This window comes from Mycobacterium sp. IDUB_5 (assembly GCF_055419565.1).
On sequence record NZ_JBVAXX010000004.1, the window covers coordinates 522,781 to 545,544 of the forward strand.

23 protein-coding genes are annotated in these 22,764 nt (G+C 68.7%); 9 read left to right on the forward strand and 14 right to left on the reverse strand.

Annotation, left to right across the window (positions count from 1 at the left end; genetic code table 11):
- On the reverse strand, positions 1-1,149 hold the full coding sequence (locus ACZY1G_RS15640) for an ABC transporter substrate-binding protein (RefSeq protein ID WP_463812750.1): 1,149 nt from the start codon (positions 1,147-1,149) through the stop codon (positions 1-3).
- 118 nt (positions 1,150-1,267) lie between these two features.
- Between ACZY1G_RS15640 and ACZY1G_RS15645 the strand changes: the two genes are divergently transcribed.
- Positions 1,268-1,681 carry a TIGR03668 family PPOX class F420-dependent oxidoreductase gene (locus ACZY1G_RS15645; RefSeq protein WP_463814765.1) on the forward strand — a complete coding sequence of 138 codons (414 nt, stop codon included), beginning with the start codon at positions 1,268-1,270 and terminating at the stop codon, positions 1,679-1,681.
- Between the two features lie 114 nt (positions 1,682-1,795).
- On the forward strand, positions 1,796-2,371 hold the full coding sequence (locus ACZY1G_RS15650; RefSeq protein WP_463822882.1) for a sigma-70 family RNA polymerase sigma factor: 576 nt from the start codon (positions 1,796-1,798) through the stop codon (positions 2,369-2,371).
- Here ACZY1G_RS15650 and ACZY1G_RS15655 read toward each other — a convergent pair.
- Entirely contained in the window at positions 2,347-3,258 is a 912-nt protein-coding gene (locus tag ACZY1G_RS15655; RefSeq protein ID WP_463812752.1) for a DMT family transporter, read from the reverse strand. The genes ACZY1G_RS15650 and ACZY1G_RS15655 overlap by 25 nt on opposite strands.
- Positions 3,259-3,360: 102 nt before the next feature.
- Between ACZY1G_RS15655 and ACZY1G_RS15660 the strand changes: the two genes are divergently transcribed.
- Positions 3,361-3,699, forward strand: a complete 339-nt coding sequence (locus ACZY1G_RS15660) for an aminopeptidase (protein WP_463812753.1) — start codon at positions 3,361-3,363, stop codon at positions 3,697-3,699.
- Positions 3,700-3,702: 3 nt separating this feature from the next.
- Here the strand turns inward: ACZY1G_RS15660 and ACZY1G_RS15665 are convergent, their stop codons facing one another.
- Positions 3,703-4,008 carry a hypothetical protein gene (locus ACZY1G_RS15665; protein WP_463812754.1) on the reverse strand — a complete coding sequence of 102 codons (306 nt, stop codon included), beginning with the start codon at positions 4,006-4,008 and terminating at the stop codon, positions 3,703-3,705.
- A gap of 46 nt (positions 4,009-4,054) precedes the next feature.
- Complete coding sequence (locus tag ACZY1G_RS15670; protein ID WP_463822883.1) at positions 4,055-4,855, reverse strand: hypothetical protein; 801 nt, start codon at positions 4,853-4,855, stop codon at positions 4,055-4,057.
- Positions 4,856-4,865: 10 nt separating this feature from the next.
- Here ACZY1G_RS15670 and ACZY1G_RS15675 point away from each other — a divergent pair, with 10 nt between their 5' ends.
- Entirely contained in the window at positions 4,866-6,776 is a 1,911-nt protein-coding gene (locus tag ACZY1G_RS15675) for a potassium transporter Kup (RefSeq protein WP_463823010.1), read from the forward strand.
- Here ACZY1G_RS15675 and ACZY1G_RS15680 read toward each other — a convergent pair.
- Entirely contained in the window at positions 6,759-9,131 is a 2,373-nt protein-coding gene (locus ACZY1G_RS15680) for a glycoside hydrolase family 65 protein (protein WP_463814767.1), read from the reverse strand. The genes ACZY1G_RS15675 and ACZY1G_RS15680 overlap by 18 nt on opposite strands.
- A complete protein-coding gene (locus tag ACZY1G_RS15685; protein WP_463822884.1) occupies positions 9,131-9,835 on the reverse strand; it encodes a beta-phosphoglucomutase family hydrolase in 705 nt (234 codons plus the stop codon). The genes ACZY1G_RS15680 and ACZY1G_RS15685 overlap by 1 nt, the downstream gene beginning before the upstream one ends.
- Positions 9,836-9,889: 54 nt before the next feature.
- On the opposite strand from ACZY1G_RS15685, the gene ACZY1G_RS15690 reads away from it, so the two are divergent.
- On the forward strand, positions 9,890-10,759 hold the full coding sequence (locus ACZY1G_RS15690) for an LLM class F420-dependent oxidoreductase (protein ID WP_463823011.1): 870 nt from the start codon (positions 9,890-9,892) through the stop codon (positions 10,757-10,759).
- A gap of 4 nt (positions 10,760-10,763) precedes the next feature.
- Here ACZY1G_RS15690 and ACZY1G_RS15695 read toward each other — a convergent pair whose 3' ends face one another.
- Both ACZY1G_RS15695 and ACZY1G_RS15700 read right to left on the reverse strand, forming a co-directional pair.
- The gene (locus tag ACZY1G_RS15695; RefSeq protein ID WP_463812757.1) at positions 10,764-11,624 is read right to left on the reverse strand and encodes a rhomboid family intramembrane serine protease; all 861 of its coding nucleotides are present in this window, start codon (positions 11,622-11,624) and stop codon (positions 10,764-10,766) included.
- Positions 11,621-12,007: a VOC family protein gene (locus tag ACZY1G_RS15700; RefSeq protein ID WP_463823012.1), complete on the reverse strand. Its 387-nt coding sequence runs from the start codon at positions 12,005-12,007 to the stop codon at positions 11,621-11,623. Before ACZY1G_RS15700 ends, ACZY1G_RS15695 begins: the two co-directional genes overlap by 4 nt.
- A 307-nt stretch (positions 12,008-12,314) precedes the next feature.
- Between ACZY1G_RS15700 and ACZY1G_RS15705 the strand changes: the two genes are divergently transcribed.
- The 3 genes from ACZY1G_RS15705 (at position 12,315) to lipE (ending at position 14,501) form a co-directional block, all read left to right on the forward strand.
- Positions 12,315-12,719 carry a heme-binding protein gene (locus tag ACZY1G_RS15705; RefSeq protein WP_463812758.1) on the forward strand — a complete coding sequence of 135 codons (405 nt, stop codon included), beginning with the start codon at positions 12,315-12,317 and terminating at the stop codon, positions 12,717-12,719.
- Positions 12,720-12,807: 88 nt separating this feature from the next.
- Entirely contained in the window at positions 12,808-13,251 is a 444-nt protein-coding gene (locus tag ACZY1G_RS15710; protein WP_463812759.1) for a hypothetical protein, read from the forward strand.
- A complete protein-coding gene (lipE, locus tag ACZY1G_RS15715) occupies positions 13,248-14,501 on the forward strand; it encodes a lipase LipE (protein WP_463823013.1) in 1,254 nt (417 codons plus the stop codon). The genes ACZY1G_RS15710 and lipE overlap by 4 nt, the downstream gene beginning before the upstream one ends.
- A gap of 24 nt (positions 14,502-14,525) precedes the next feature.
- Here lipE and ACZY1G_RS15720 read toward each other — a convergent pair whose 3' ends face one another.
- The 4 genes from ACZY1G_RS15720 to ACZY1G_RS15735 all read right to left on the reverse strand — a co-directional run bounded on the left by ACZY1G_RS15720 (position 14,526) and on the right by ACZY1G_RS15735 (position 19,756).
- Positions 14,526-15,632: an ABC transporter substrate-binding protein gene (locus ACZY1G_RS15720; RefSeq protein ID WP_463822885.1), complete on the reverse strand. Its 1,107-nt coding sequence runs from the start codon at positions 15,630-15,632 to the stop codon at positions 14,526-14,528.
- Entirely contained in the window at positions 15,629-17,389 is a 1,761-nt protein-coding gene (locus ACZY1G_RS15725) for an ABC transporter permease (RefSeq protein WP_463822886.1), read from the reverse strand. Before ACZY1G_RS15725 ends, ACZY1G_RS15720 begins: the two co-directional genes overlap by 4 nt.
- The gene (locus ACZY1G_RS15730) at positions 17,386-18,492 is read right to left on the reverse strand and encodes an ABC transporter ATP-binding protein (protein ID WP_463812762.1); all 1,107 of its coding nucleotides are present in this window, start codon (positions 18,490-18,492) and stop codon (positions 17,386-17,388) included. The genes ACZY1G_RS15725 and ACZY1G_RS15730 overlap by 4 nt, the downstream gene beginning before the upstream one ends.
- Positions 18,493-18,622: 130 nt before the next feature.
- Positions 18,623-19,756 (reverse strand): PrpF domain-containing protein, encoded by a 1,134-nt coding sequence (locus ACZY1G_RS15735; RefSeq protein ID WP_463822887.1) that lies wholly within the window; start codon positions 19,754-19,756, stop codon positions 18,623-18,625.
- Between the two features lie 129 nt (positions 19,757-19,885).
- Here ACZY1G_RS15735 and ACZY1G_RS15740 point away from each other — a divergent pair, with 129 nt between their 5' ends.
- Positions 19,886-20,782, forward strand: coding sequence for a LysR family transcriptional regulator (locus ACZY1G_RS15740; protein ID WP_463822888.1), 897 nt, complete (start codon positions 19,886-19,888; stop codon positions 20,780-20,782).
- A gap of 4 nt (positions 20,783-20,786) precedes the next feature.
- On the opposite strand, the gene ACZY1G_RS15745 is transcribed toward ACZY1G_RS15740, so the two are convergent.
- Complete coding sequence (locus tag ACZY1G_RS15745) at positions 20,787-21,887, reverse strand: FAD-dependent oxidoreductase (protein WP_463812765.1); 1,101 nt, start codon at positions 21,885-21,887, stop codon at positions 20,787-20,789.
- A complete protein-coding gene (locus ACZY1G_RS15750; protein WP_463823014.1) occupies positions 21,884-22,756 on the reverse strand; it encodes a DUF1295 domain-containing protein in 873 nt (290 codons plus the stop codon). Before ACZY1G_RS15750 ends, ACZY1G_RS15745 begins: the two co-directional genes overlap by 4 nt.
- Positions 22,757-22,764: the final 8 nt, after the last annotated feature.

Genomic DNA, 22,764 nt, shown 5'->3' on the forward strand with positions numbered 1-22,764 from the left:
TCAGCCAACCGCGGCAGCCCAGTTCTCCGACAGGTACTTCGACGCCGCCTCGGTCTGCTGGGGAGTCGGCACCGTGACCGGCCCGTCCACGACCGGCAGCGACTTGGCGACCTCGGCGTTCAACGTCTTGTTGGCGAGCATGTTGTCGGCGCGCACCGGCCGAACCCCGCCCTGGGCGTACAGGTTCTGACCCTCGTCGCTGTAGAGGAACTCCTGCCACAGCCGCGCCGCCGCCGGATGCGGTGCCTCTTTGTTGATGGCCTGGTAGTAGTACCCGGCGACGGCGGCATTCGGCGGCACCACCACCGTCCACGACGGAAGCTTCTTGGTCTCACTGGAATTCGTGTAGTTCCAGTCGATCACCACCGGCGTCTGTCCGGACTCGATGGTCGCGGGCGTCGGGTCGACGGGCAGGAAGTTGCCTGCCTGCTTGAGTTTGCGGAAGAACTCGACACCCGGGGCGATGTCGTCGGCCGAACCACCCTGCGACAGCGCCACCATCAGCACCCCGGAGAACGCCGCACCGGCCTGGGTGGGATCTCCGTTGAGCGCGACCTTGCCCTGGTACTCGGGCTTGAGGAGATCGTTGACCCCTGTCACCGGGGGGACTTTGGCCGAATCGAAGCCGATCGACATGTAGCCGCCGTAGTCGTTGACCCATGTTCCGCCCGAATCTTTGAAGGCAGCCGGGATGTCGTCGAAGGTGGCCACCTTGTACGGCGCGAACATCGCGGTGTTGGCCAGGGCGACGGACTGGCCGAGGTCGAACACGTCCGGCGCGCTGCTGCGGCCCTTCTGCTGGTTGGCCGCGTTGATCTCGTCCTGGCTCGACGCATCGGGTTGCGCGGAGTTGACCTTGATGCCGTACTTGTCGGAGAAGGCCTTGATGATCGCCCCGTAGTTGGCCCAATCTGGCGGCAGCGCAATCACATTCAGCTCACCCTCGCCTTTGGCCGCCTCGACGAGGCCGTCCATGCCACCGAAGTCCTGTGCCGAGGTGGCCTCCGATGCCTTGGCGCCGGACTGCGTCTGCGAGCCGGAATCGTTCTTCTCCGGCGGGGCGCATGCCGCGGCGCCGACGACCAGCAGGGCGGAGGCGGCGCAGGCGAAGAAGCGGGACAGACGTCCAGTGGCGTTGGCAGAGGGCATGGTTGAGACCTTCCGGTGAGCAGGAGGCTGCGCAGTGGCGCGGCGATTACCTGGCCGTGTCATCGCGGTGAACCATAACCTGGCGGCGCTGTTCGCGCCTAGGGTTGAGCCGGTGAGCATGTCCCGGCCTGTCGCCGAGTTCGGTGGCGCACCGGTGGCGGTGCTCGCCACCGTGCGCCCCGACGGTGCTCCTCACGTCGTCCCGGTGGTGTTCGCGATGGCCGCCGATCGCGACGACGTGGTCTTCACCGCCGTCGACGCGAAGCCCAAGTCGACGCAGCGGCTGCGCCGGTTGGACAACATCGCCCACCAGCCGGCGGTGAGCCTGCTGGTGGAGCACTACGACGACGACTGGTCACGGCTGTGGTGGGTCCGTGCCGACGGCACGGCGACGATCCACGACGCCGGCGAGACCGTGGCGGCGGGGTACGCGGCGCTGCGCGCCAAGTACCCGCAGTACGAAAAGGTCGCGCTCACCGGGCCAGTGATCAGCATCCAGATCCACCGCTGGACGTCCTGGAGTGGGGGCTAGCCGGTAGAGGCTGCGGTGGTTGTCCGCCGCCGGGTTGGAGGTCAGCCGGGCAGACGCGGGGGCAGCCCGGCGGAAGAGTCAAGGGCATCATCCACGCGTTGCCGAGGAGCCCCGATGACCGATCAAATCCAGCTCACCGAACGATTCGAACGCGACGCGGTGCCGCTGTTGCGTCAGCTGCGCGGGCACGCGGTGCGACTGACCCGCAACCCGCTGAGCGCCGAGGACCTGCTGCAGGAGACGGCGGTCAAGGCGTTCGCGTCGTTCGGCGGGTTCACCGAGGGCACCAACCTGGCCGGCTGGCTCTACCGAATCATGGTCAACGCCCACATCAGCGAGCACCGCAGAGCGCAGCGACGCCCGACCCTGGAATTCACCGACGAGTTCTCCGAACGCCAACTGCTGAACCATCATCAACGCGCCGGTGTCGCGCACTCCCCCGAAGATCAGGTGCTGGCGCTCCTCGGCGATCCGGCGATCGCAGCGGCGATGCGCTCCCTGCCCGAGCACTACCGCACCGCGGTGTACTACAGCGACATCGAGGGCCTCGCGGTCCGAGAGATCGCCACCCGGCTCCAGGTGCCGATCGGCACCGTGATGTCCCGCGTCCACCGCGGCCGGACCCGACTGCGGCTGGCGCTGCGGGACAGGGCCGCCTCCGTCGGCTACTCGGTGCCCGAGGCAGCCTGACGCTCTGCGAGTTCGGTAGCGGTCAATCGCTCTTCGTAGGCGCCTTCGTCGCGCCCCAGCGCGATCGTGCCCGCGGCCATCGCCAGCGTCGCGACTGTCAGCGCCACGGCATCGAGGCGGCTGACGTCGAGCTGTTCGCCGAGCACGACGGCCCCCAGGATGACCGCGATCACGGGCTCCAGGGTCAACATCGTCGGCACCGAGGTCTGCAGGGATCCCGCATGGAACGCCGACTGCTGCAGCAGCACCGCGATCACTCCGAGCACCACCAAGAGGTAAGGCACCGGCGTGATCATGACGGGGAGGAGGCCCTCGTGGGTCAGCACGTGCATGAACAATTTCGTGAGCACCGCGACGACGCCGAACAACACACCGACCGCGACCGCCAGCAGCACCGCCCGCCGCCAGTCGGCACTGCGCAGAGCGACCACGACACAGACCATCACCAGCACCGTGCAGACCACGGCGACGATCGCCGACGTGCTCAGTGAGGCCTCGTAGTCGCCGGGGCTGGGCTTGGCCAGCACCACGAACACCGCGAGCGCCGCGGTGAGCAGCAGCGCCCAGGCCCACTCCGCGCGGGTGACCCGACGATGGGCCAGCCGGGCCGACAGGGGCAGCGCAAACAGAAGCGCCGACACCAGGATCGGCTGCACCAACAGCAGCGAACCGTTGGCCAGCGCCAGCGCCTGGAAGACGTAGCCGGCGATCGCCGCTGCCGTGCCCGCCCACCACAGCGGCCTGCGGATCAGCGTCAGAACCATCTTGCTGCTGACACCGTGTTCGGCCGGCACGTCGAGCGTGGCCCGCTGCCGCACCACGATGCCGATGGCCAGAAACACCGCCGCCAACAACGACAGCAGGACGGTCACCCCATGGCCGATCACCCGACAAGGACAGCACATCCGACGGGCTGCTGCCCACCCGGCTCGGCGGGCGCCGATGATCGATCTTGTTTCGTCATCACAGAACTGGGCACTCCCTGCGCCATGAATCTGCGGAGAGTTGTCATGCTCGTCGGCGCGGTGGTGTTGCTCGTCGGAGTCATCGCGTTGCTGGTGCCGGTATCGGTGCCGGGACCCCAGGGCGACATCGGGTGCGGCAATGCGATCGCGTCGGATCTGTCCCAGGCGCGCGACGTCGACAGCAAGAATCTCGCGAACCTGCCGGTGCTCAACGAGATCATCCCGCACAAGGATTTCGTGGCCGAGTGCGACTCGGCGCTGTCGTCGCGGCGGTCGTGGTCGATCCCAGTGGCGGTGGTGGGTGTACTGGTGCTCGCCGGCTCGTTCTTCGTCGGCGGCCGCACCGGCCGGGTGCGGGCCTAGCAGCTAGCTGGCGCGCTCGCTCTTGACCACCCGCAGCCGGGGCCGCTCCTGCGGTTCCGGCTGCGCCGACGGTTGCGGCCCGATCTTGTCGGTGACCGTGGCTGCCACCGAGTCGATGCGGTTGACCGCGCGGTCACACAGCCCGCGAACGCGATCCCCAGCGGTGTCGACGGCCGTGTCGACATCGTCGGCGGCGCTGAGCAGGTAGGCCCGCATGTTCAGCCGCCAGCGATCCCCGGCGAGCCGCAATCTGCGCCGGAGCCGGTCGTCGACCTCGACAGTGACATACGGCAGCACTCGAAGCTTCATCTCCCGCGCCTCCCTGTGTGGATGCCTGTGCCCAGGGTAGCGGGAATCAGCGTGCCGATCGGGCCGCCGCGACAGCCGCCGCAGCCTCCCGGCTCGTCTGCTTGCCGGCCTCGTACGCGTCCTCGGCGGTGCGCAGCGCCTCTTCGGCGGCGTGCAGCGCCTCTTCGGCGGCGGTGAGGCGGCGTCGCGCATCCTCGACCCGCAGCCGGGTCACGGCCAGATCGGACTGCAGCTCCGGTAGCGCGGCGTCGGCGTCCGCCTGTCGTGCCAACGCCGCTGTCAGCGCCGGGGGCGGCCCTCGTCGGGGCGGCTCGGCCGGCGCGGCGGGCCGGGCGGGGGCGCGTGTCGCCGTCACCGGCGTGGCGACGCCGAAGTCGCCGAAACCGGACCACTGCTCGGCCTTGGTCAGCCGGCCGAGTCGAGCGAGCACGTCCGGATCCGCGACGGCGGCTTGCAGTGTCGAGACGACGTCGTCGCGCAGCGCGGCCGACGGGTCGGTGATCCCGGCGGCGACGAATCCGGCCCGGCTCAGTTCCTCAACCAGCCGGCGTTGCTGCGTGGTCAGCGCGCGGATCGCCTCACCGTCCATCGCCGCGTGCGCGTCCCGCAGGCGTGTCCGCAGATCGGTCAGTTGTGTTCGCGCCGTTCCCTTGAGCGCCAGCAGGTTGACCACCCATGCCGCGACGGTCGGTTTACGGCTGCCGCGGATCTGTGTCGCCGCGGGACCGTCGCCGGCACGCTTGGCGGCCGCCGCCAATTCCGTGCGGCGCGCGGTGAAGTCCTCCGGGCGCGCCGCGTAGAGGACGTCAAGTGCGTCGGACGCTTGAACGGCCGGAGGATCGGTCACACTGTCCACTATCACCGAGAACACTGGTCGCCATCCACTCCGCCTGGCCATCGTGGTCGGGGCACTGGGTGTGGTGTTCGGCGACATCGGCACCAGCCCGATCTACACGCTGGCCACCGTCTTCGATCCCCACGATCCGCACCCGGTGCCGGTCACGCGGGACCACGTCTACGGCGTGGTCTCGCTGATCTTCTGGTCGGTGATGATGATCGTGACGTTCACCTACGTCACGCTGGTGATGCGCGCCGACAACCACGGCGAGGGCGGCATCATGGCGCTGATCACGCTGGTCAAGAAGTTCTCGAAACCGTCGACCCGGCGGGTGTCGTCGGTGTTGGCCGCTCTCGGCGTGTTCGGCGCGGCGCTGTTCTTCGGCGACAGCATGATCACCCCGGCGATCTCGGTGCTCTCGGCGGTCGAGGGCGTCAAGGTGATCGACCCCGGGTTCGCCGACTTCGTGGTGCCGGTGACGGCGGTCATCATCGTGATCCTGTTCTCCGTGCAGCGCCGTGGCACTGAAACCGTCGGCCGGTTCTTCGGTCCGGTGATGATCCTGTGGTTCGCGGTGATCGGTGCGTGCGGCATCCGCGGCATCGTCGCCGATCCCGACATCCTCTGGGCGCTCTCCCCCACCCACGCGCTGGAGTTCCTGTCCGGACGCTTCCACATCGCGTTCTTCGCGCTCGCGGCGATCGTGCTCGCGGTCACCGGCGCTGAGGCGCTCTACGCCGACATGGGGCACTTCGGCCGCAAGGCCATCACCGTGGGCTGGCTGGGCCTGGTGTTGCCGGCCTGCACGCTCAACTACTTCGGGCAGGGCGCGCTGGTGCTGGCCGACGAACGGAACGTCTCCGCACCGTTTTTCCTTCTCGTGCCCGAGTGGGGGCGCATCCCGATCGTGCTGCTGGCCACCGCGGCGACGGTGATCGCCTCGCAGGCGGTGATCACCGGCGCGTTCTCGGTGGCGTCGCAGGCTGCGAAGCTGGGGTACCTGCCGCGGCTGCGCATCCACTACACATCGGCCACCGCGATGGGGCAGGTCTACGTGCCCTGGATCAACGGGATGCTGATGGTCGCCGTGCTGATCCTGGTGTTCGCCTTCCGCAGCTCGTCTGCGCTGGCCTATGCGTTCGGTATGGCGGTCACCGGCACGATCACGATCACCACGCTGCTGTTCTTCTACATCGCCCGCACCCGTGCAGGCGCCCCGCTGTGGCTGGTGATCGGTGGCGGCGCGGTGCTGTTGACCGTCGACCTGATGTTCTTCGCCGCCAATATGACCAAGCTGGTGCACGGGGCATGGCTGCCGCTGCTGATCGCCGTCGTCGCGTTCGTGGTGATGACGACGTGGCAGCGGGGCCGGGTGATCGTCACCGCGGAACGCCGCGAGGTCGAGGGCCCGATGCAGGAGTTCATCGACGGGCTGCGCTCGATGGACCCGCCTCTCGTGCGGCTGCCGGGCACGGCCGTGTTCCTCAACAGGGGCGACGACACGGCGCCGCTGTCGATGCGCACCAATGTCGAACACAACCACGTGTTGGCCGAGCACGTGGTGATCATGAGCCTGACGACCGAGCCGGTGCCCCGCATCCCGGATTCCGAGCGCCTCAGCGTCGACGAGCTCGGGCCGCGTGACGACGGGATCGTGCACGTGGTCGCCCGGTTCGGCTACATGGAGCACATCAACGTGCCGAGGGTGCTGGCCATGCTGGAACCCGAGCAGACCGAAGGCCGGCTCGACCTCGCGAACGCGACCTATTTCCTGTCGAAACTCGAACTGTGCGAAGGCGATCGGCCGTCGATGGCGCGGTGGCGCAAGCGGCTGTTCATCGCGACGTCCTACATCACCTCGGACGCGGCCGCCTATTTCGGACTGCCGCTGGAACGCACGGTCGTCATCGGATCACGGCTCGAGGTCTGATTTCTGCAAATGCCGACGCATCGGCTCGCGGCCGGGCGGCTGGGTCGGCGGCGGCAGAAGTGGGGTGATCGGGCGAACCTGCACCGTGGTCGGTGAGTCCGTGTTGATCTCCAGCGGTTCACCGGCGTGCCGGATGGTCAGGCGGTGGTGCGGGCCGTCGCGCAGCGTGTAGGTCACCGACGAGTGATCGGCCTCGACCGTGACGCGAAAGTTGCGCCAGCGCAACCGGAAACAGAGCCGCTTGATCCCCGCGGGCAGGTGTGGGTCGAGGCTCAGCATGCCCTCGTCGTCCCGCAGTCCGCCGAAGCCACCGACGAGCGCGGTCCAGCTGCCCGCCAGCGACGCCAGATGCAGACCGTCGCCGGTGTTGTGGTGCAGGTTGCGCAGATCGATCAGAGCGGCCTCGTAGGCGTAGTCGTGGGCGAGCTCGAGATGGCCGACCTCGGCGCACATCACCGCCTGCGTACATGCCGACAGCGACGAGTCGCGGGTGGTCCGCTTCTCGTAGTAGTCGACGTTGCGGGCCTTCTGCTCGGGCGTGAACGCGTGGCTCTGCCACTGCATGGCCAGCACCAGGTCGGCCTGTTTGACCACCTGTGCGGGATACAGCCGGACGTACGGCTCGTGAAGCAGCAGAGGGTATTCCGTGTTCTCCCGGAAGTCCCACTCCCGCAGGGTGGTGAAACCGTCGCACTGCGGATGCACGCGCAGGTCTTCGTCGTACGGGATGTGCACGGCATCGGCGGCATCGCGCCACGCGGCCGTCTCCTCGTTGTCGACGCCGAGTTCCGCCGCGGCGTCGGGATTGCGGTGGCAGGCGTCCGCGGCGATGCGCAGGTTGTTGGCCGCCATCAGATTGGTGAACACGTTGTCGCGCACCACCGCGGTGTACTCGTCGGGGCCGGTGACGCCGTCGATGCGCCACAGACCATCGCGGTCGTGGTGCCCCAGCGATATCCACAGCCGCGCTGTATCGACGAGAACCGCCAGACCACAGTCCTTTTCGAGGGAGTCGTCCCCGGTGACCACGCGGTAGCGGTCGAACGCCATCGCGATGTCGGCGTTGACGTGGAACGCGGCGGTACCTGCCGGCCAGTACGCCGAGCACTCCTCGCCGGCGATGGTGCGCCACGGAAAACTGGCACCCTCGAGATCGAGCTCTTTGGCGCGGTCGCGCGCCAGGCCCAGCGTCGACGACCGCCACCGCAGCGCGTCGGCGGCGGCGTGCGGCGCGGTGTAGGTGAGCACCGGCAACACGTAACCCTCGGTGTCCCAGAAGGCGTGGCCGTCATAGCCGGTACCGGTGAGACCCTTGCCGGCGATCGCGCGGCGTTCGGCGCGGGCACTGGCCTGGATGACGTGGAAGAGGCCGAACCGCACCGCCTGCTGGCAGTCGGCGTCGCCGTCGACCTCGACGTCGGCGCTGTCCCAGAAGTCGTCGAGATACTCCCGCTGTGAGTCGAGCAGCCCGTCCCAGCCGGTGTAGCGGGCGCCGGCGATGGCCGCGGCGACCTGGTCGCGCAGGGCGGGCCGGGACCGGATGCTCGACCAGCCGTAGGCGAGATACTTGACCAGGCGCAGCTTTTCACCCGGCTCCAGTGCGCACACCACGGTGGTACGCGCCCAGTCACCACCGGCATCGCCGCTGATGTCGACGCGTCCGGGCGCGTCCACGACGTGATCCATCGCCGCAGCCATCATCAGCTTGCTGTTGCGGGTGCGGTGGATCAGCACCGCGCCGTTGTCGCTGACCTCGTGCTGGATCGCCTTCAGCGGGTTCTTCAGGACCGACGCCACCCGCGGATCGTCCGAGGGCGCCGGCTGGTCCTCGTTGGCCACCAACTCGGACTGCAGGGTGACGCGCACGGGGTCGTCGACCGCTTCGACGATGTACTCGATGGCGGCCAGACCGCGCTGCGCGAGCGACACCAACCGCACGGACGTCACCCGAACATGCTTGCCCGCAGGCGATTTCCACTCCGCGGTCCGCGTCAGGGTGCCCGCCCGCATGTCGAGCACCCGTTCGTGGGACAGCAGCTCGCCGTAGCGGACGTCGAACGGTTCGTCCTCGACGAGCAGTCGGATCAGCTTGCCGTTGGTGACGTCGACGATCGACTGGCCGTCCTCCGGGTAGCCGAACCCTGCCTCGGCGTAGGGCAGAGGCCGCGTCTCGTAGAACCCGTTGAGGTAGGTGCCCGGCAGACCGAAGGGTTCCCCTTCGTCGAGGTTGCCGCGTAAACCGATGTGGCCGTTGGACAGTGCGAAGATCGACTCCGTCTGGGGCAGCAGGTCGAACACGAGCTGGGTTTCGCGGATCTGCCACGGTTCGACCGGGAAGGCCTCGTCGGTGATCATCATCGGTCGAGCAGCTCCCCGAGGTCGGTGACGACGATGTCGGCGCCGTGGTCGCGCAGGGCGTCGGCCTGCCCCACGCGGTCGACGCCGACGACGCTTCCGAAGTGCCCGGCGTGGCCGGCGGCCACACCCGACTGCGCGTCCTCGAACACCGCGGCATCGCCCGCTGCCACGTCGAGCAGTTCCGCGGCCCGCAGGAAGCTGTCCGGTGCGGGCTTGCCCCGCAGGTGCTCCTCCTGCAACGTCACGCCGTCGACGCGCACCTCGACGTACTGGGCCAGACCGGTGATCTCGAGAACCTGTTTGGTGTTGGCGCTCGACGACACCACGGCGCGGCGCAGCCCGGCTTCGGCGACCGCCTGCAGGTAGCGGCGCGATCCGTCGAACACCTCGACCCCGTCTTTCTCCAGGGTGTGCTGGAAGGCCGTGTTCTTCTGGTCGCCGAGCCGGCGCACGGTCGCGTCGTCGACGTCGATGTGCCGGCTCTGCAGGAAGGACCGCACCCCGTCCCCGCGCGGTTTGCCGTCGACGTAGTCGTCGTAGTCGGAGCCGATGTCGAACGGGGTGAAGTCGTCGCCGTCACGCTGCCGGAGGAACTCGTCGAACATCGCCTTCCACGCCCGCTTGTGCACGCTGGCGGTGTCGGTGAGCACTCCGTCGAGGTCGAACAGGCACGCGCGGATGCCCTCCGGTAAACCGAACACCCACCCTTTCTACCCGGACGGACTAATTTCCACGCTGTGGCGGTTGGCCCCGGTATGCGCATCGGCGTGGTTTTTCCGCAAACCGAGCTCGGCGGCGACCCCGGCGCGGTGCGCGCCATGGGGCAGCGGGTCGAGGAACTCGGGTTCACCCACCTTCTCGCCTACGACCACGTGCTCGGAGCTGACCCGGCCGTGCACCGCGATTGGGCAGGCCCGTACGACGTGGACACCACGTTCCACGAACCGCTGGTGATGTTCGGCTATCTCGCGGCCGTGACGACGACGCTGGAGCTGGTCACCGGCGTGATCATCCTGCCGCAGCGCCAGACCGCGCTGGTGGCCAAGCAGGCCGCGGAAGTGGACCTGTTGACGGGCGGGCGGTTCCGGCTTGGTGTGGGGCTGGGCTGGAATGCCGTCGAGTACGAGGCGCTCGGCGAGAACTTCCGCGATCGGGGCAAACGGTCGGAAGAGCAGATGGAGCTGCTGCGCCGGCTGTGGACCCAGCGCTCGGTGACCTTCGAGGGGCGTCATCACCGCGTGGTGGGCGCGGGCGTGGCTCCGCTGCCGGTGCAGCGTCCCATCCCGTTGTGGATCGGCGCGGCGTCGCCGCGGGCCTATGACCGGGTGGGCCGGCTCGCCGACGGCTGGTTCCCGATGTTCGCGCCGGGGCCGCGTCTCGACGAGGCGCGTGCCGTGGTGGACCAGGCGGCCCGCGACGCTGGACGAGATCCGGCGAGCATCGGGATGGAAGGACGCGTCAGCTGGCAGGGCGATCTCGACGCCGCCGTCGCGGCGATCGAGTCATGGCAGCAGACCGGCGCCACGCATCTGACGGTGAACACCATGGGCGCCGGCCTGACGACGGTCGACGAGCACCTGGCTGCCCTGGAGGCTGTCGCGGGCGCGGCGGGCTTGTCCGCTTAACCGGTCACAGCCCGAACGTCGCCTGGAGGTCCGCCGTGCGCCACACCACGATGGCGACCAGGAGGACGAGGATCGCGGCGCACGCGCCGGCCTGGACCGCGGTGCGCTGCGCGCGCGGTGCATAGGCGAAGACCGCGGCCACCGCGGCGCCGGTGATCAACCCGCCGACGTGGCCCTGCCAGCTGATGTTCTGCGAGCTGATCAACGGGAAGACGAACGTGAACGCCAGGTTCAAGACGATGACCCCGACGACGCCGCGGACGTCCATGTTGAGCCGCTTGCCCACGACGAACGTCGCGCCGAAGAGTCCGAACACCGCACCCGAGGCACCGGCGGTGAGCGCGTTCAGCGTCAGCAGGTAGGCCAGCGTCGAGCCGCCCAGCGCACTGAGCAGGTACAACGCAGCGAACCGCAGCCGGCCCAGCGCCACTTCCAGCGGCGGACCGACGAAGTAGAGCGCGAGCATGTTGAACGCGATGTGTGCGAACCCGAAGTGCAGGAACGCCGACGTCAACAGCCGGTACCACTCGCCGTCGGCGACCGCGATCGGCCACAGCGCCAGCGCGCGCTCCAAGCCGGGCAGCGCCATCTGCAGCGCGAACATCGCGACATTGAGCCCGATCAGCGCGTACGTGATCACCGGCGTCGTCGACTGGCGCGCGACCGCGCCGAACGGAGTGGTGGCCTGGCGGACCGACCGGGCGCCCGCGCCGACACACTCCGCACACTGATGACCGACCGCCGCGCTGTGCATGCACTCCCCGCAGATGAAGCGGTTGCAGCGGGTGCAGCGGACGTAGGTTCCCCGGTCAGGGTGCCGGTAGCAGGCCGCGGGCGGTGGGGGCGGGTACCCGGGCTGGCTCATAGGGTGCCGAACAGTTCGATGTGGTTGCCGTCGGGGTCGGCGACGAACATGAAGCCCATCCCGGGCACCGGCGCGAACTCCGTCGGCGGCTCGACGATCTGATAAGGCGACGCCTCGAACGCCGCCGCGACGTCGCGCAACCCGGTAACCCCGATCGTGAAGTACCGCAGGCCGGCCTGGGCACGCCCGCCGCCGGGCATCGCGGGGGCGGGCGGGGTGTCGTAGGTGACGAGCTTCAGCACGCACGTGCCGAGCGTGTAGCGGCGCTGCGATCCGCCCGCGAAGGCGATCTCCCCTTGCGGCTCGAGTTCGAGGAACCCCTCGTAGAACGCGGTCATCGCGTCGAGGTTCGTGGTGACGAGCCCCACCTCGATGCCGGGCATCAGCAGATCCAGCTTCACGCCACCAAATTAGCCGTTGGCACATAACGATTCGGACACAACGCACATCACGATCATTTAAGGAAGCGTCACCGATCGTGAGAAATCTCAACGATGACCCAACGTCAGAGGGGGTTTCGCGGTTGTTTTGAGGCCGATCTCACGCCTCGATCCTGTAACACTCCACCGGTGGATGCGGCGGCGTCATCCGGTCCGGTTTGAGCCCTCTCGCACGGGGTTACCGTGGATTTCGGGCGGGGAAACGCAATACGTACGACGTCAACAAACTCTGACAAGGACCACAATCACCATGAATTCCAGTGCTATCAGCGTGCGCAAGAATATGGCTCGCGTCGGGGCGGCGTGTGTCTTCGGCGGGCTTGCTGTCGCAGGTGTTGCCGCGCCTGTCGCGTCGGCTCAGCCCATCCAGGGCTGCAGCGCCAGCCAGGTCGCGGGCACGGTCGGTTCGGCGACCACCGCGGCACGCCAGTACCTCGACAGCCATCCCGGTGCCAACCAGGCCGTGACGGCCGCGATGCACCAGCCGCGACCCGACGCCGAAGCGAACCTGCGGACCTACTTCACCGCGAACCCGGGTGAGTACTACGACCTGCGGGGCATCCTGGCGCCGATCGGCGACACCCAGCGCACCTGCAACGTGAACGTGCTGCCCGCCGATCTGCAGTCGGCCTACAACACCTTCATGGCCGGCTGACACCGAGCAGAACACCAGGTGCTGCGGCGGCGGGTTCACGCCCGCCGCCGCAGCACTTAGACTGTCTTTCTATGAGGCTGGTTTTCTCATGAGATCGCTGCGTTTCGCCACCGCCGCCGTCGCGCTGACGTGCTCCTGCGTCGTGGCGCCCCTGGCCCACGCTCAGCCCGCGCCTCCTGCGCCCGCCCCTCCGGCCCCCGCCGGCGAGGGCCCGAAGACGACGATCGACGCCGACGGGTCGTACGCGGTCGGCAAGGACATCCTCCCCGGCGTGTACCAGTCCGCCGGCCCGGTCGACAACGGCGCCTGCTACTGGAAGCGCGCGGCCGGAGACAAGCTGGTCGACAACGCCCTGACCAAGAAGCCGGCGTTCGTGCAGATCGATGCGACCGACACGTCGTTCACCACCAGTGACTGCCAGGCCTGGCAGCTCACCAACGGCCCGATGCCGCCCCAGCCCGGCCCCGGCGACCTGCTCGGCGCACTGACCCAGGCCATCGGCAGCGGCATGTTCAACGGAGGGCCTCGCTGAGCTCGGCCGGTTCCGACCGGGGTGACGGCCGCATCGCGGTGCCAGCGGACCTCGATGCGGTGACCTCGGTCGGCGCCGAGGACCACACCGGTCTCGACCCGGCCGCCATCGAGCGCATCTGGCAGGCGGCCCGGCACTGGTACGCGGCGGGCATGCAGCCGGCCATCCAGGTGTGTATCCGCCGCGACGGCCGCGTCGTCCTGGATCGAGCGATCGGCCACGCGTGGGGTAACGGCCCCGCCGACTCACCCGAGGCGGAGAAGGTCGTCGTCGGCACCGACACCCCGTTCTGCGTGTACTCCACCGCCAAGGCGATCACCACCACCGTCGCGCACATGCTCATCGAGCGGGGTGTGTTCGCGCTCGACGACCGGGTCTGTGACTACCTGCCCACCTACACCAGCCACGGCAAGGACCGCACCACGATCCGGCACGTGATGACGCACAGTGCCGGTGTGCCGTTCGCGACCGGTCCGCGACCGGACCTCAAACGGATGGACGACAGCGACTACGCGCGCGACATGCTCGGCAAGATGAAGCCGGTCTACCCACCGGGTCTGGTGCACATCTATCACGGTGTGACATGGGGTCCGCTGATGCGCGAGATCATCAACGCCGCGACGGGTCGCAGCATCCGTGACATCCTGCGCGAGGAGATCCTGGCGCCGCTGAACTTCCGCTGGACCAATTACGGTGTTGCGCCGCAGGATGTTCCACTGGTCGCGCCGAGCCATGTGACCGGCAAGCCGCTGCCCGCGCCGATCGCCAAGGCGTTCAAGACCGCCGTCGGGGGTACGCCGCAGCAGATCATCCCGTTCTCCAACACCCCGGCCTTCTTGACCAGCGTGATCCCGTCGTCCAGCACGGTGTCCAACGCCAACGAGCTCTCCCGGTTCGCCGAGATACTTTGTCGCGGAGGTGAACTCGACGGTATCCGGGTGATGTCGCCGGAGACGCTGCGCGCAGCCACCCGGGAGGCCCGCCGGTTGCGCCCGGACCTGGCGACCGGGTTGAAGCCGATGCGCTGGGGTACCGGATACATGTTGGGCTCCAAGCGCTTCGGCCCATTCGGGCGGGATGCCGCCGGCGCCTTCGGCCACACGGGCCTCACCGACATCGCGATGTGGGCCGACCCCGAGCGTGCCCTCTCGGTCGCGGTGGTGAGCAGTGGGAAGCCGAGTGGGCACCCCGAAGCCAAGCGGTATCCGCAGCTGCTGGACCGCATCAATGCCGGGATGCCCCGCCAGTAGCGGGGCATCTGCGGGTTCGTGCGGTTATTCGTTGTAGCCGAAGATCGCGTTCCAGGCCTTCTGATCGTCGGGAGCGTGGGTGATCGAGTCGGCCGGGGTGATCCGGTGCACGCGGGGATCGTCGAAGTCGGGCAACGACACTCCGCGCACCTCGGGGGCCGGGACGTCGGCGCGCACCGAGTACTCGCCGATGTCGCGCATGACGTTCTGACCGCGCTTGGACAGGTTCCAGTTCATGAACACCTTGCCCGCCGCGACGTTGTGCGCGGTTGACGCGAGACCGGTGTAGTAGTCGTAGGCCGTGACCCCCTCCGGCGGCACGACGAACGTGACGGGTGCGTTCTCGTTGATCGCGATGTTGACGCTGCTCACCACGACGGTGCCTGCCTCGATCTCACCGCGGGCCAACGCGTCGAGCTCAGCGCCAAGGGAGTCGAAAACCCTTGTCCGGCCGGCGTAGTCCCGCAGATAGTCATCACCGAGCACCTCGCGCTGAAAGCGGGTGAGCGCCAATGCGCTGCCACCCGCCCCAGCCTGGGCGATGCCTAGCTTGTTGTCCCAGCGGGAGTCGAGCAGCGACTTCCACGCAGTCGGCGCAGCGTCCTTGTCGATCATCGCGGTGTTGTAGCCGAAGGTGTAGATCGGATCGAAGGTGCGGTAGTAGGCACCCCCGTCGAACACCACGTCGTCGCGCAGATTGACCGCGGTCGACGGCGTGTACGGCGCGAACACGCCGCGCTTGCTGAGCCCGGAGACGAATCCCGCGTCGGAGATCCGCACCACGTCGGCGTTGAGCTTGCCTGCCCCGTACTCGGCGACCAGGCGCTCGTAGAGGCGGTTGGGCGTCAACCGGATCAGCTTGACGTCCAGGCCCGTGTCGGCCTTGAACTGCTCTAGCACGGTGGCTTCGCTGTCCTGGGTGTAGCCGCTGTAGAGGACCAGCCCGCCTTCTTCCTGGGCGGCTTTCCACAGTGCCGGATCGGCGATGGTCTCTCCGTCGATCACCAGCGCGCCGTCGCGCTGGATGGACTCGGCGGGCTTGGCCAGGGGCGGGGCCTCCGGCGGGGGTGAGCAGGCGGCCAGGCCTGTACCGACCACCAGGGCGGCCAGCAGGGTGCTGATCTTTTTCATGAGATCTCCTTGGAACCGAAGCGGCGGGCCAGCACCGCGAGTACGCCGATGACCGCGCAGTAGAGCAGGCTGAGCTCAGCCGCCGACTGGAACGATCCGTTGTCGTACGCGTCGAAGATCGCGATCGACAGCAGGCGGGTGTCGGAGGTGAACAGGAACAGTGCGGCAGTCAGCTCGCGCATCGACAGCATCAGCAGCAGAAGGAATGTCGAGGACAGTCCGACGCGCAGCAGCGGGGCGGTGACGAAGGTGATTGCCCGCCTGCGGCGGGCGCCGAGCATGATCGCGCTGTCTTCGAGGTCCTTGTCCAGCTGGATGATCGACGCCGACACCCCGCGGTAGCCCTGCGGCAGGAAGACCGCGACGAAGGCGATGACGAGCACGGCCAGCGTGCCGTAGATCGGCACGGGCAGCGCCAGCCAGGTCCACAGCAGACCCAGGCCCAGCACGATCGCCGGCACCGCGAGCGGCAGCATCGCCACGTACTCGAGCAGTTTTCGGCCGGGCGCATTGGTTCGGTAGCGGGTGTAGGCGAGCGCGAAGCACAGTGCCGTTCCGATGGCAGCAGTCGCCACGCCCACTACCACGCTGTTGATCACCACACTGTGGAAGTCCGGATCGGTCAGCGTCTGCCCCATGCCCCACAGCGAGAGTGCGCCGGGGCGGGCCAGCTGGCCGAGGTCGGCGACATAGGGGCTGGTCTGCATCGCTGCGATCACCAGGGCGCCGACGGGCAGCAGGACCGCCAGGGCGAAGTACGTCCACGCGAACACCGCGGCGGGAATCCGCCAGCCCCGCAATGGGACTCGGCGCGCACGTACACCCTTGCCGCTGACGGTGGTGTACTGCTTGTTGCCCATCGCTCGCTGCTGGAAGGCGACCACCACCACGAGCAGCACGGTCAACACGACGGCCACGGCGGCGGCGTCGTTGGACCGGGCTGGTGAGGCGTTCATCAACCGGTAGATCAGCGTGGGCAGCGTGTCGACACCACCGGGGACGCCGATCACCTGGGCCACCGGGAAATTCTCCACGGTCAGCGCGAAGACCAGGATCGCCGAGCCGAGAACTGCGGGCATCACCAGCGGGAACGTGATCTTGCGCAGCATCTGGCTGACACGGGCACCGTGCAGGCTCGCCGCGTCCTCGAGGTCGGGGTTCATCAGCGACAGTGCGGAGTGCACCATCAGGAAGGGGTATGGGGCGTAGTAGAGACCCAGTACCAGAACCATGCCGGCGAAGCTGTAGATGTTGATCAGATGCGGCAGCCCGATCGCGTTGAGCGCGAGGTTGAGATAGCCGGTGGCGGGTCCGCCGAGCAGCGCCCAAGCCAGCGCGCCGACCAGGGCGGGCAGGAACAGCGGCATTATCGCGATGCCGTACACCGCTTTTCGGCCCGGCACGTCGGTGCGCGCGGCGAGGAAGGCCAGCAGGCAGCCGATCACCAGCGCCACCACCGAGGCGCCGATACCCACGGCCGCGGAGTTCAGCAACGCGGTGCGCGCCGTTCCGGAGCCCAGGACGGTGAAGTTGTCGAGGGTGAAACTGCCGAAATCGAACAGGGATTCGCGGTCGGAGTCGGTGGTGAATGCGCCGGCCAGGATGAAGAACATCGGGCACAGCACGATCACAGCCAGCACCGCGAGCTGCAGCAGGACCGGAATCCAGCGGCTCATCCGCCGCCGGGGCTGGGGCACCTGCACGTCCGGGCCTCCTGGGGTCGGCGGCGCCGGCCGGGTGAGGGTGGGGGCGCTCATGCCGTCACCGCCGGCGTGGTGTCGGCGCGGTCGTCGATCAGGACCTGGGCTGCGCCGGGGCGCGCGGTGACGATCGCGTCCTCGCCGATGCCCAGGACGGGGCTGCCGTGTCCGGTGGCGATGGCCTCGATCTCGGGGCCGTTGTCGAGAGTGACCCGGTAGCGGATGGAGGCGCCCTGGTAGCTGGCGACCTCGATGCGTCCGGTCCAGTGCTGACCGGCCGGGCGTGGCTCGTTCGGACCGGTGACCAACAGGTCCTCGGGGCGCAGGCACACGATCGACGGGTCGTCGCCGGCATGGTGATCGACATCGACGGTGATCGCCGGGTAGTCGGACAGGCGGAAACCGTCGGCGCCAGAGCTACCGCGGAAGATGTTGCCGATGCCGAGGAAGTCGGCGATGCTCGCGCACGTCGGCTGCTTGTAGATCTGCTCCGGGGTGCCGATCTGGACGATGCGGCCCTTCTGCATGAGCGCGATCCGATCGGCGAGCGCGAACGCCTCGATCTGGTCGTGGGTCACGTAGACGGTGGTCAGTCCCAGCCGCAGCTGCAGTTCGCGCAACTCCATCCGGAGGCGTTCGCGCAGCCGCGCGTCCAGGTTGGACAGCGGTTCGTCGAGCATGAGCACGCTGGGGCGCATGACGAGGGAGCGGGCCAGGGCGACGCGCTGCATCTGGCCGCCGGAGAGCAGGCTCGCACCCCGCGACGCGAACTCACCCAACCCGACCAGATCCAGTGCCTCGCCGACGCGCGTCGCGGTCTCGGCGCGCGAGACCTTCTGCATGCGCAGCGAGAACGCGACGTTCTCGAAGACGGTCTTGTGCGGCCACACCGCGTAGGACTGGAAGACCATGCCGACGTTGCGCTTGTGCGGCGGAACCGATTTCCCGCTGGCACTGTCGTGCACCACCCGGTCACCGATCGTGATGCGCCCGACGTTGGGCGTCTCCAGACCCGCGATGCAGCGCATGGTGCTCGTCTTGCCGCAGCCCGACTGGCCGAGCAGGACCAAGGATTCGCCGTCGTTGATCTGCAGGTCGAGATCGCTGACGACCGTGTTCCCCCCGTAGGCGAGGGTGAGGTGCTCGATCGTGACTTTCATGGTTTCCTTCATCTGCTCGAGGTGACCGCGTTCGCGGTCGCCGGTCGGGGGCTGGGTGGGATGGCTCCGGCCGGCGGGCTCGCTGCCAGTATCGGCAGGAAGAGACCCGCAAGTCCGGAGAACGGGCCGATCACGGTGCCCCCGCGAGCGCGGCGGTGGTGTCGGCGACATACAGCTCGGCGGTGGCGATGCGGCGCGCTGCCCGGTGCAGGCTGACCGAATCGACTGTGCCGTCGTCGTGCCGGGTGTAGGTCGCGTGCACGACCCCGGCGGCCGTGCCGATCCTCAGCCGTCCCGGGGCGCAGGCGCCGATGTGACCGGCGACGGTGCTGCCGTCGACCGCTGCCGCGGCGACGATCGCGACCGCGGACGTCAATCCGATCGACGGATGCGGCGCCATCATCGAGACCATGCGGACCGAGACGTCGTAGTCGCACGCGTCGACGGACTCGCCCGCGGTGGTGCGGTACGGCACTGCGGGGCCGACGATGCCGACCTTCGGTACGGCATGCGACACCGGGTCGGTGCATCGCGCCAGGCCCATCCGCAGGGCGGCCTGGCGGCGCAATTCGACGAGCACCGGGAGCCGCTCGGCGAGCACGTCGTTGCTCTCGGCGCCCGTCATCGCGAAGTCGCGTGCGGCGAACAGCGCAGCGGGCGCACCGGCGGCGACCAGTGTGGCGTCGTAGTGCCGGCCGGCAGCTTCCAGCGAGTCGGTGACGGCGCCGCTGGGAAGCAGAGCAGCGGCGGACGGGACGACGGCATCGAAGGTGAGCGCGACGGGCACACCCAGCGCCGTCGTGCCGGGCACGGCGGCGGTGCCCTCGGTGGGAATGCGTGCCTGCGCTGTGTCGATCTCCGCGGTCAGGACAGCGCCCGTGTTCTGGTTGCGCATCCGGATGACAGTGCGTTCGGCGGCGACGGGCACCAGCCCCGACTGCAGCGCGTACAGCCCGATCGCGGTGGCGCAGTTGCCGCAGTTGCTGCCCCATTCGACCGCGCGCCGTCCGATCGCGACCTGGGCGAACAGGTAGTCGATGTCGATGCCCGGCACTGCGGACCTGCGGACCACAGCGGCTTTCGACGTCGTCGAACTGCCGCCGCCGACACCGTCCAGTTGCGCGGGGTCCCCGGAACCGAACGCGGCGCTGAGGAGACGATCGAGGTCACCGTCCTCGCGAACCAGCGGGTCGACGTCGACGGCGTTGAACAGCCAGCACTTGCTGGTCCCGCCGCGCATCCACGTGCCTCGCAGGGTGAGCATGTGACGACCTTTCGTCTGTGCGTGATACCGGTCACGTTTGGCCGGTGATTCGAGGATGCAACACATCCAGCCTCTAGAACAATCTCGGAAAACTCGATATGGCTTAAGTTCAGCTATAGTCTGGTGGGCATGAGCGATCTGGACCCGCGGCGGCTGCTGCTCCTCGTCGACGTGGTGAGGGCCGGGTCGCTGACCGCTGCCGCCACCCGGTTGAGCTACACCACCTCGGCCATCTCTCAGCAGATCGCCAAGCTGGAAGCCGAAGCGGGACAACCACTTCTGGAACGACACGCCCGCGGCGTACGCCTCACCGAGGCGGGAGGCGCCCTGATCCGGCGCGCCGAGCGGATCGAACTGCAGCTGCGCGCCGCGCGCAGCGAGCTCGACGACATCGCCGGCCTTCGGTCCGGGACCGTGCGCCTGGGCACCTTCCCCACCGCCGGCGCCGGGCTGCTGCCCCGGGTGGTCAAGGACTTCAAGTCCCGCCACCCCGCCGTCTCACTGACCGTGCGCAGTTCCCGCTTCGCCGCGCTGCGCGCGATGCTCGACGCTCGCGAGATCGAGCTCTCGCTGCTCTGGGACTATCACTGGGCCCCCGTCGCCGACCCCGATCTGGTGGTCCGCGAGCTGCTCGTGGACCCCCCGATGCTGTTGGTGTCGGCCAACCATCGCTACGCCGACCGTTCCTCGATCGACATGACCGAACTCGCCGACGAGCAATGGATCACCCGTGAAGACACCCACCCGGTCGGCGAGGCCCTCGAACGAGCCTGCAGCGCAGCTGGATTCACCCCGTCAGTGGCCTTCGCCGCCAACGACTACCAGGAGGCGCAGGCGATGGTGGCCATCGACCTCGGGGTGTCGATGGCACCGCGGCTCGCGCTGTCCAATCTGCGTGACGACGTCCGCGTGGTCGCACTGCAGGGGGCACCCGCCCGCCGAATCCTGCTGGCCCACTTGGCCGAACACCGGCTCACCCCAGCCGAATCCCAGCTGTCCGTCACGTTCTTCGACGTGGCCGGGTGAGCGCTCAGCGCGCCCGGATACCCCGGTAGATGCCCCGGGCCACGATCCAAGGCATCAGCACCCGGTCGAACGACCAGGCCGGGAACCGGAACGCACGGCCGTTGGGTGCGAACACCTCCAGCCCGTCGGGCTGGATGCCCAGCACCGATCCCCACCGCCGCGTGGGCGCGCGGTAAGACTTGAGCTCACCGCCGTCGAAGAACGCACGCACGTTGCGGGCCAGCAGGCCGTCGGCACGGTTGCGCGCCGAGCTGCGCAGCGGATCGGTGGCGGCGACGTCGCCGATCGCGAACACCTCCGGGTGCCCCGGCACCTGCAGTGTCGGGGTGACGCGCACGAAGCCCTGCTCGTCGAGCACGTCGCCGGGCAGCCAGCCGGTGTTGGGCACGACTCGCCCGATCGCCCAGAGCACCACGTCGGCCGCCGCCGGAGCTTGACCGGTGCGCCACTGCACCGGGCCAGACGTCAGATCGGTCGGCAGCTCTGTCACGTCGGCCCGGTGACCGGGATGGCACCTCACTCCGGCATCGGTGAGCCTGCGCTGCACTGTCTTCCACGTTCTCGGATGGTGTCCGGCGAGCGCGCGCTCTCCGGGGAAGTACAGGTCCACTCGTTTCCCCGGCCACGTGGTCGCGATCTGCGCAGCGCTGCTGACCGCGGCCGCTCCCCCGCCGACCACGATCACCGACCGCGCCGCGGCGAGCTTCTCGTGCGGCGCGCGCAGATCCGCGTCGACCTCGTCGGCCCCCTGCAGCACGGGTGTGCGCCAGAACCCGTTGCGCACCCCGGTCGCGATGACGAGCGCGTCGTAGGGCACCTGCTGCGTTGCGCCGTCAGCGAGTTCGACAGCAACACTGCGTGATTCGAGGTCCACGCCGGTGAGTGTGCCGTGCACCGTGGTGACCCGGTCCAGCCCCCGGAACCGGCCGTAGGGGATCCAGTTGTGCCGCGCCCACTCGTCAGGCCGAGCGAGCCGCCAGCCCAACTCCTGACCGCTGACCAGGCCCGGCTTGCTGCAGATACCGGTGACCTGCGCGTGGCGCGCCAACTTGATCGCAGTCAGCACCCCGGTGTCGCCGAGGCCGGCGATCACCACCCGCTTCACGCGCGCACCTTCGCCGGCGGCCGGGGCACGAACCGGGGCACGCGGTCGATCACCGCCTGATAGTCGGGCCTGCGGGCCAAGCTGCGCTCCTCCATCATCGGGATGCTCGCGCCCAGGAACATCGCCAGCATCGCCGCGGCACCCGCGAACAGCCACCACGCCGTCGGCCAGGCCGCCACACCGAAAAGCGCCACCGCGAACCAGAACCCGAACTCCCCGAAGTAGTTCGGATGCCGCGACCAGGCCCACAGGCCGCGGTCCATCACCTGACCGTGCTCACGGTCGCGGACGAAGCGGTGCATCTGCGCGTCCGCGGTGAATTCGAGTGCCACCGCGGCCATTCCGAGCACGAACGCGACCACGCTGAGCCATGCCAGGCCGCGATCCGGCGTCGTCACCGCCACGTAGGCGGGCACCATCGCGAGGAACACCTGCAACGTCGGAATCAGGTGGATGGCGACCAGGTCGACCACGAACTCCCAGCGGCCCGCCCTCTCGCGGAACATCGGGTAGCGCCAATCCTCGTGGTGCAGCCCGGGAAACGCGTAGAGCCAGTTGCCGGTCAGCCGCACCGCCCACACGACGACCAGAACGGCGAGCAGCCAGGACCGCAGCGGATCGCCGTGCCCCTGGCTCCACCAGTAGAAGAGCAGCAGCGGCGGGATCACGCTCCAATAGGCGTCGTAGAAACTGGAATTGCGATAGGCGCGGCTGAACGCGAACACCACCAGGGTGGCCAGCACATCGGCGATCAGGGTGTCCAGCCACAGCCGCCCGGTGCCTGGTCCCCACAGCAGCCACGCGGCGGCCACGGCAACGGCCAGCACGTAGGCCAGGGTGACGATCGACAGCGAGCGCGCCTTGCTCATCTGGGTGC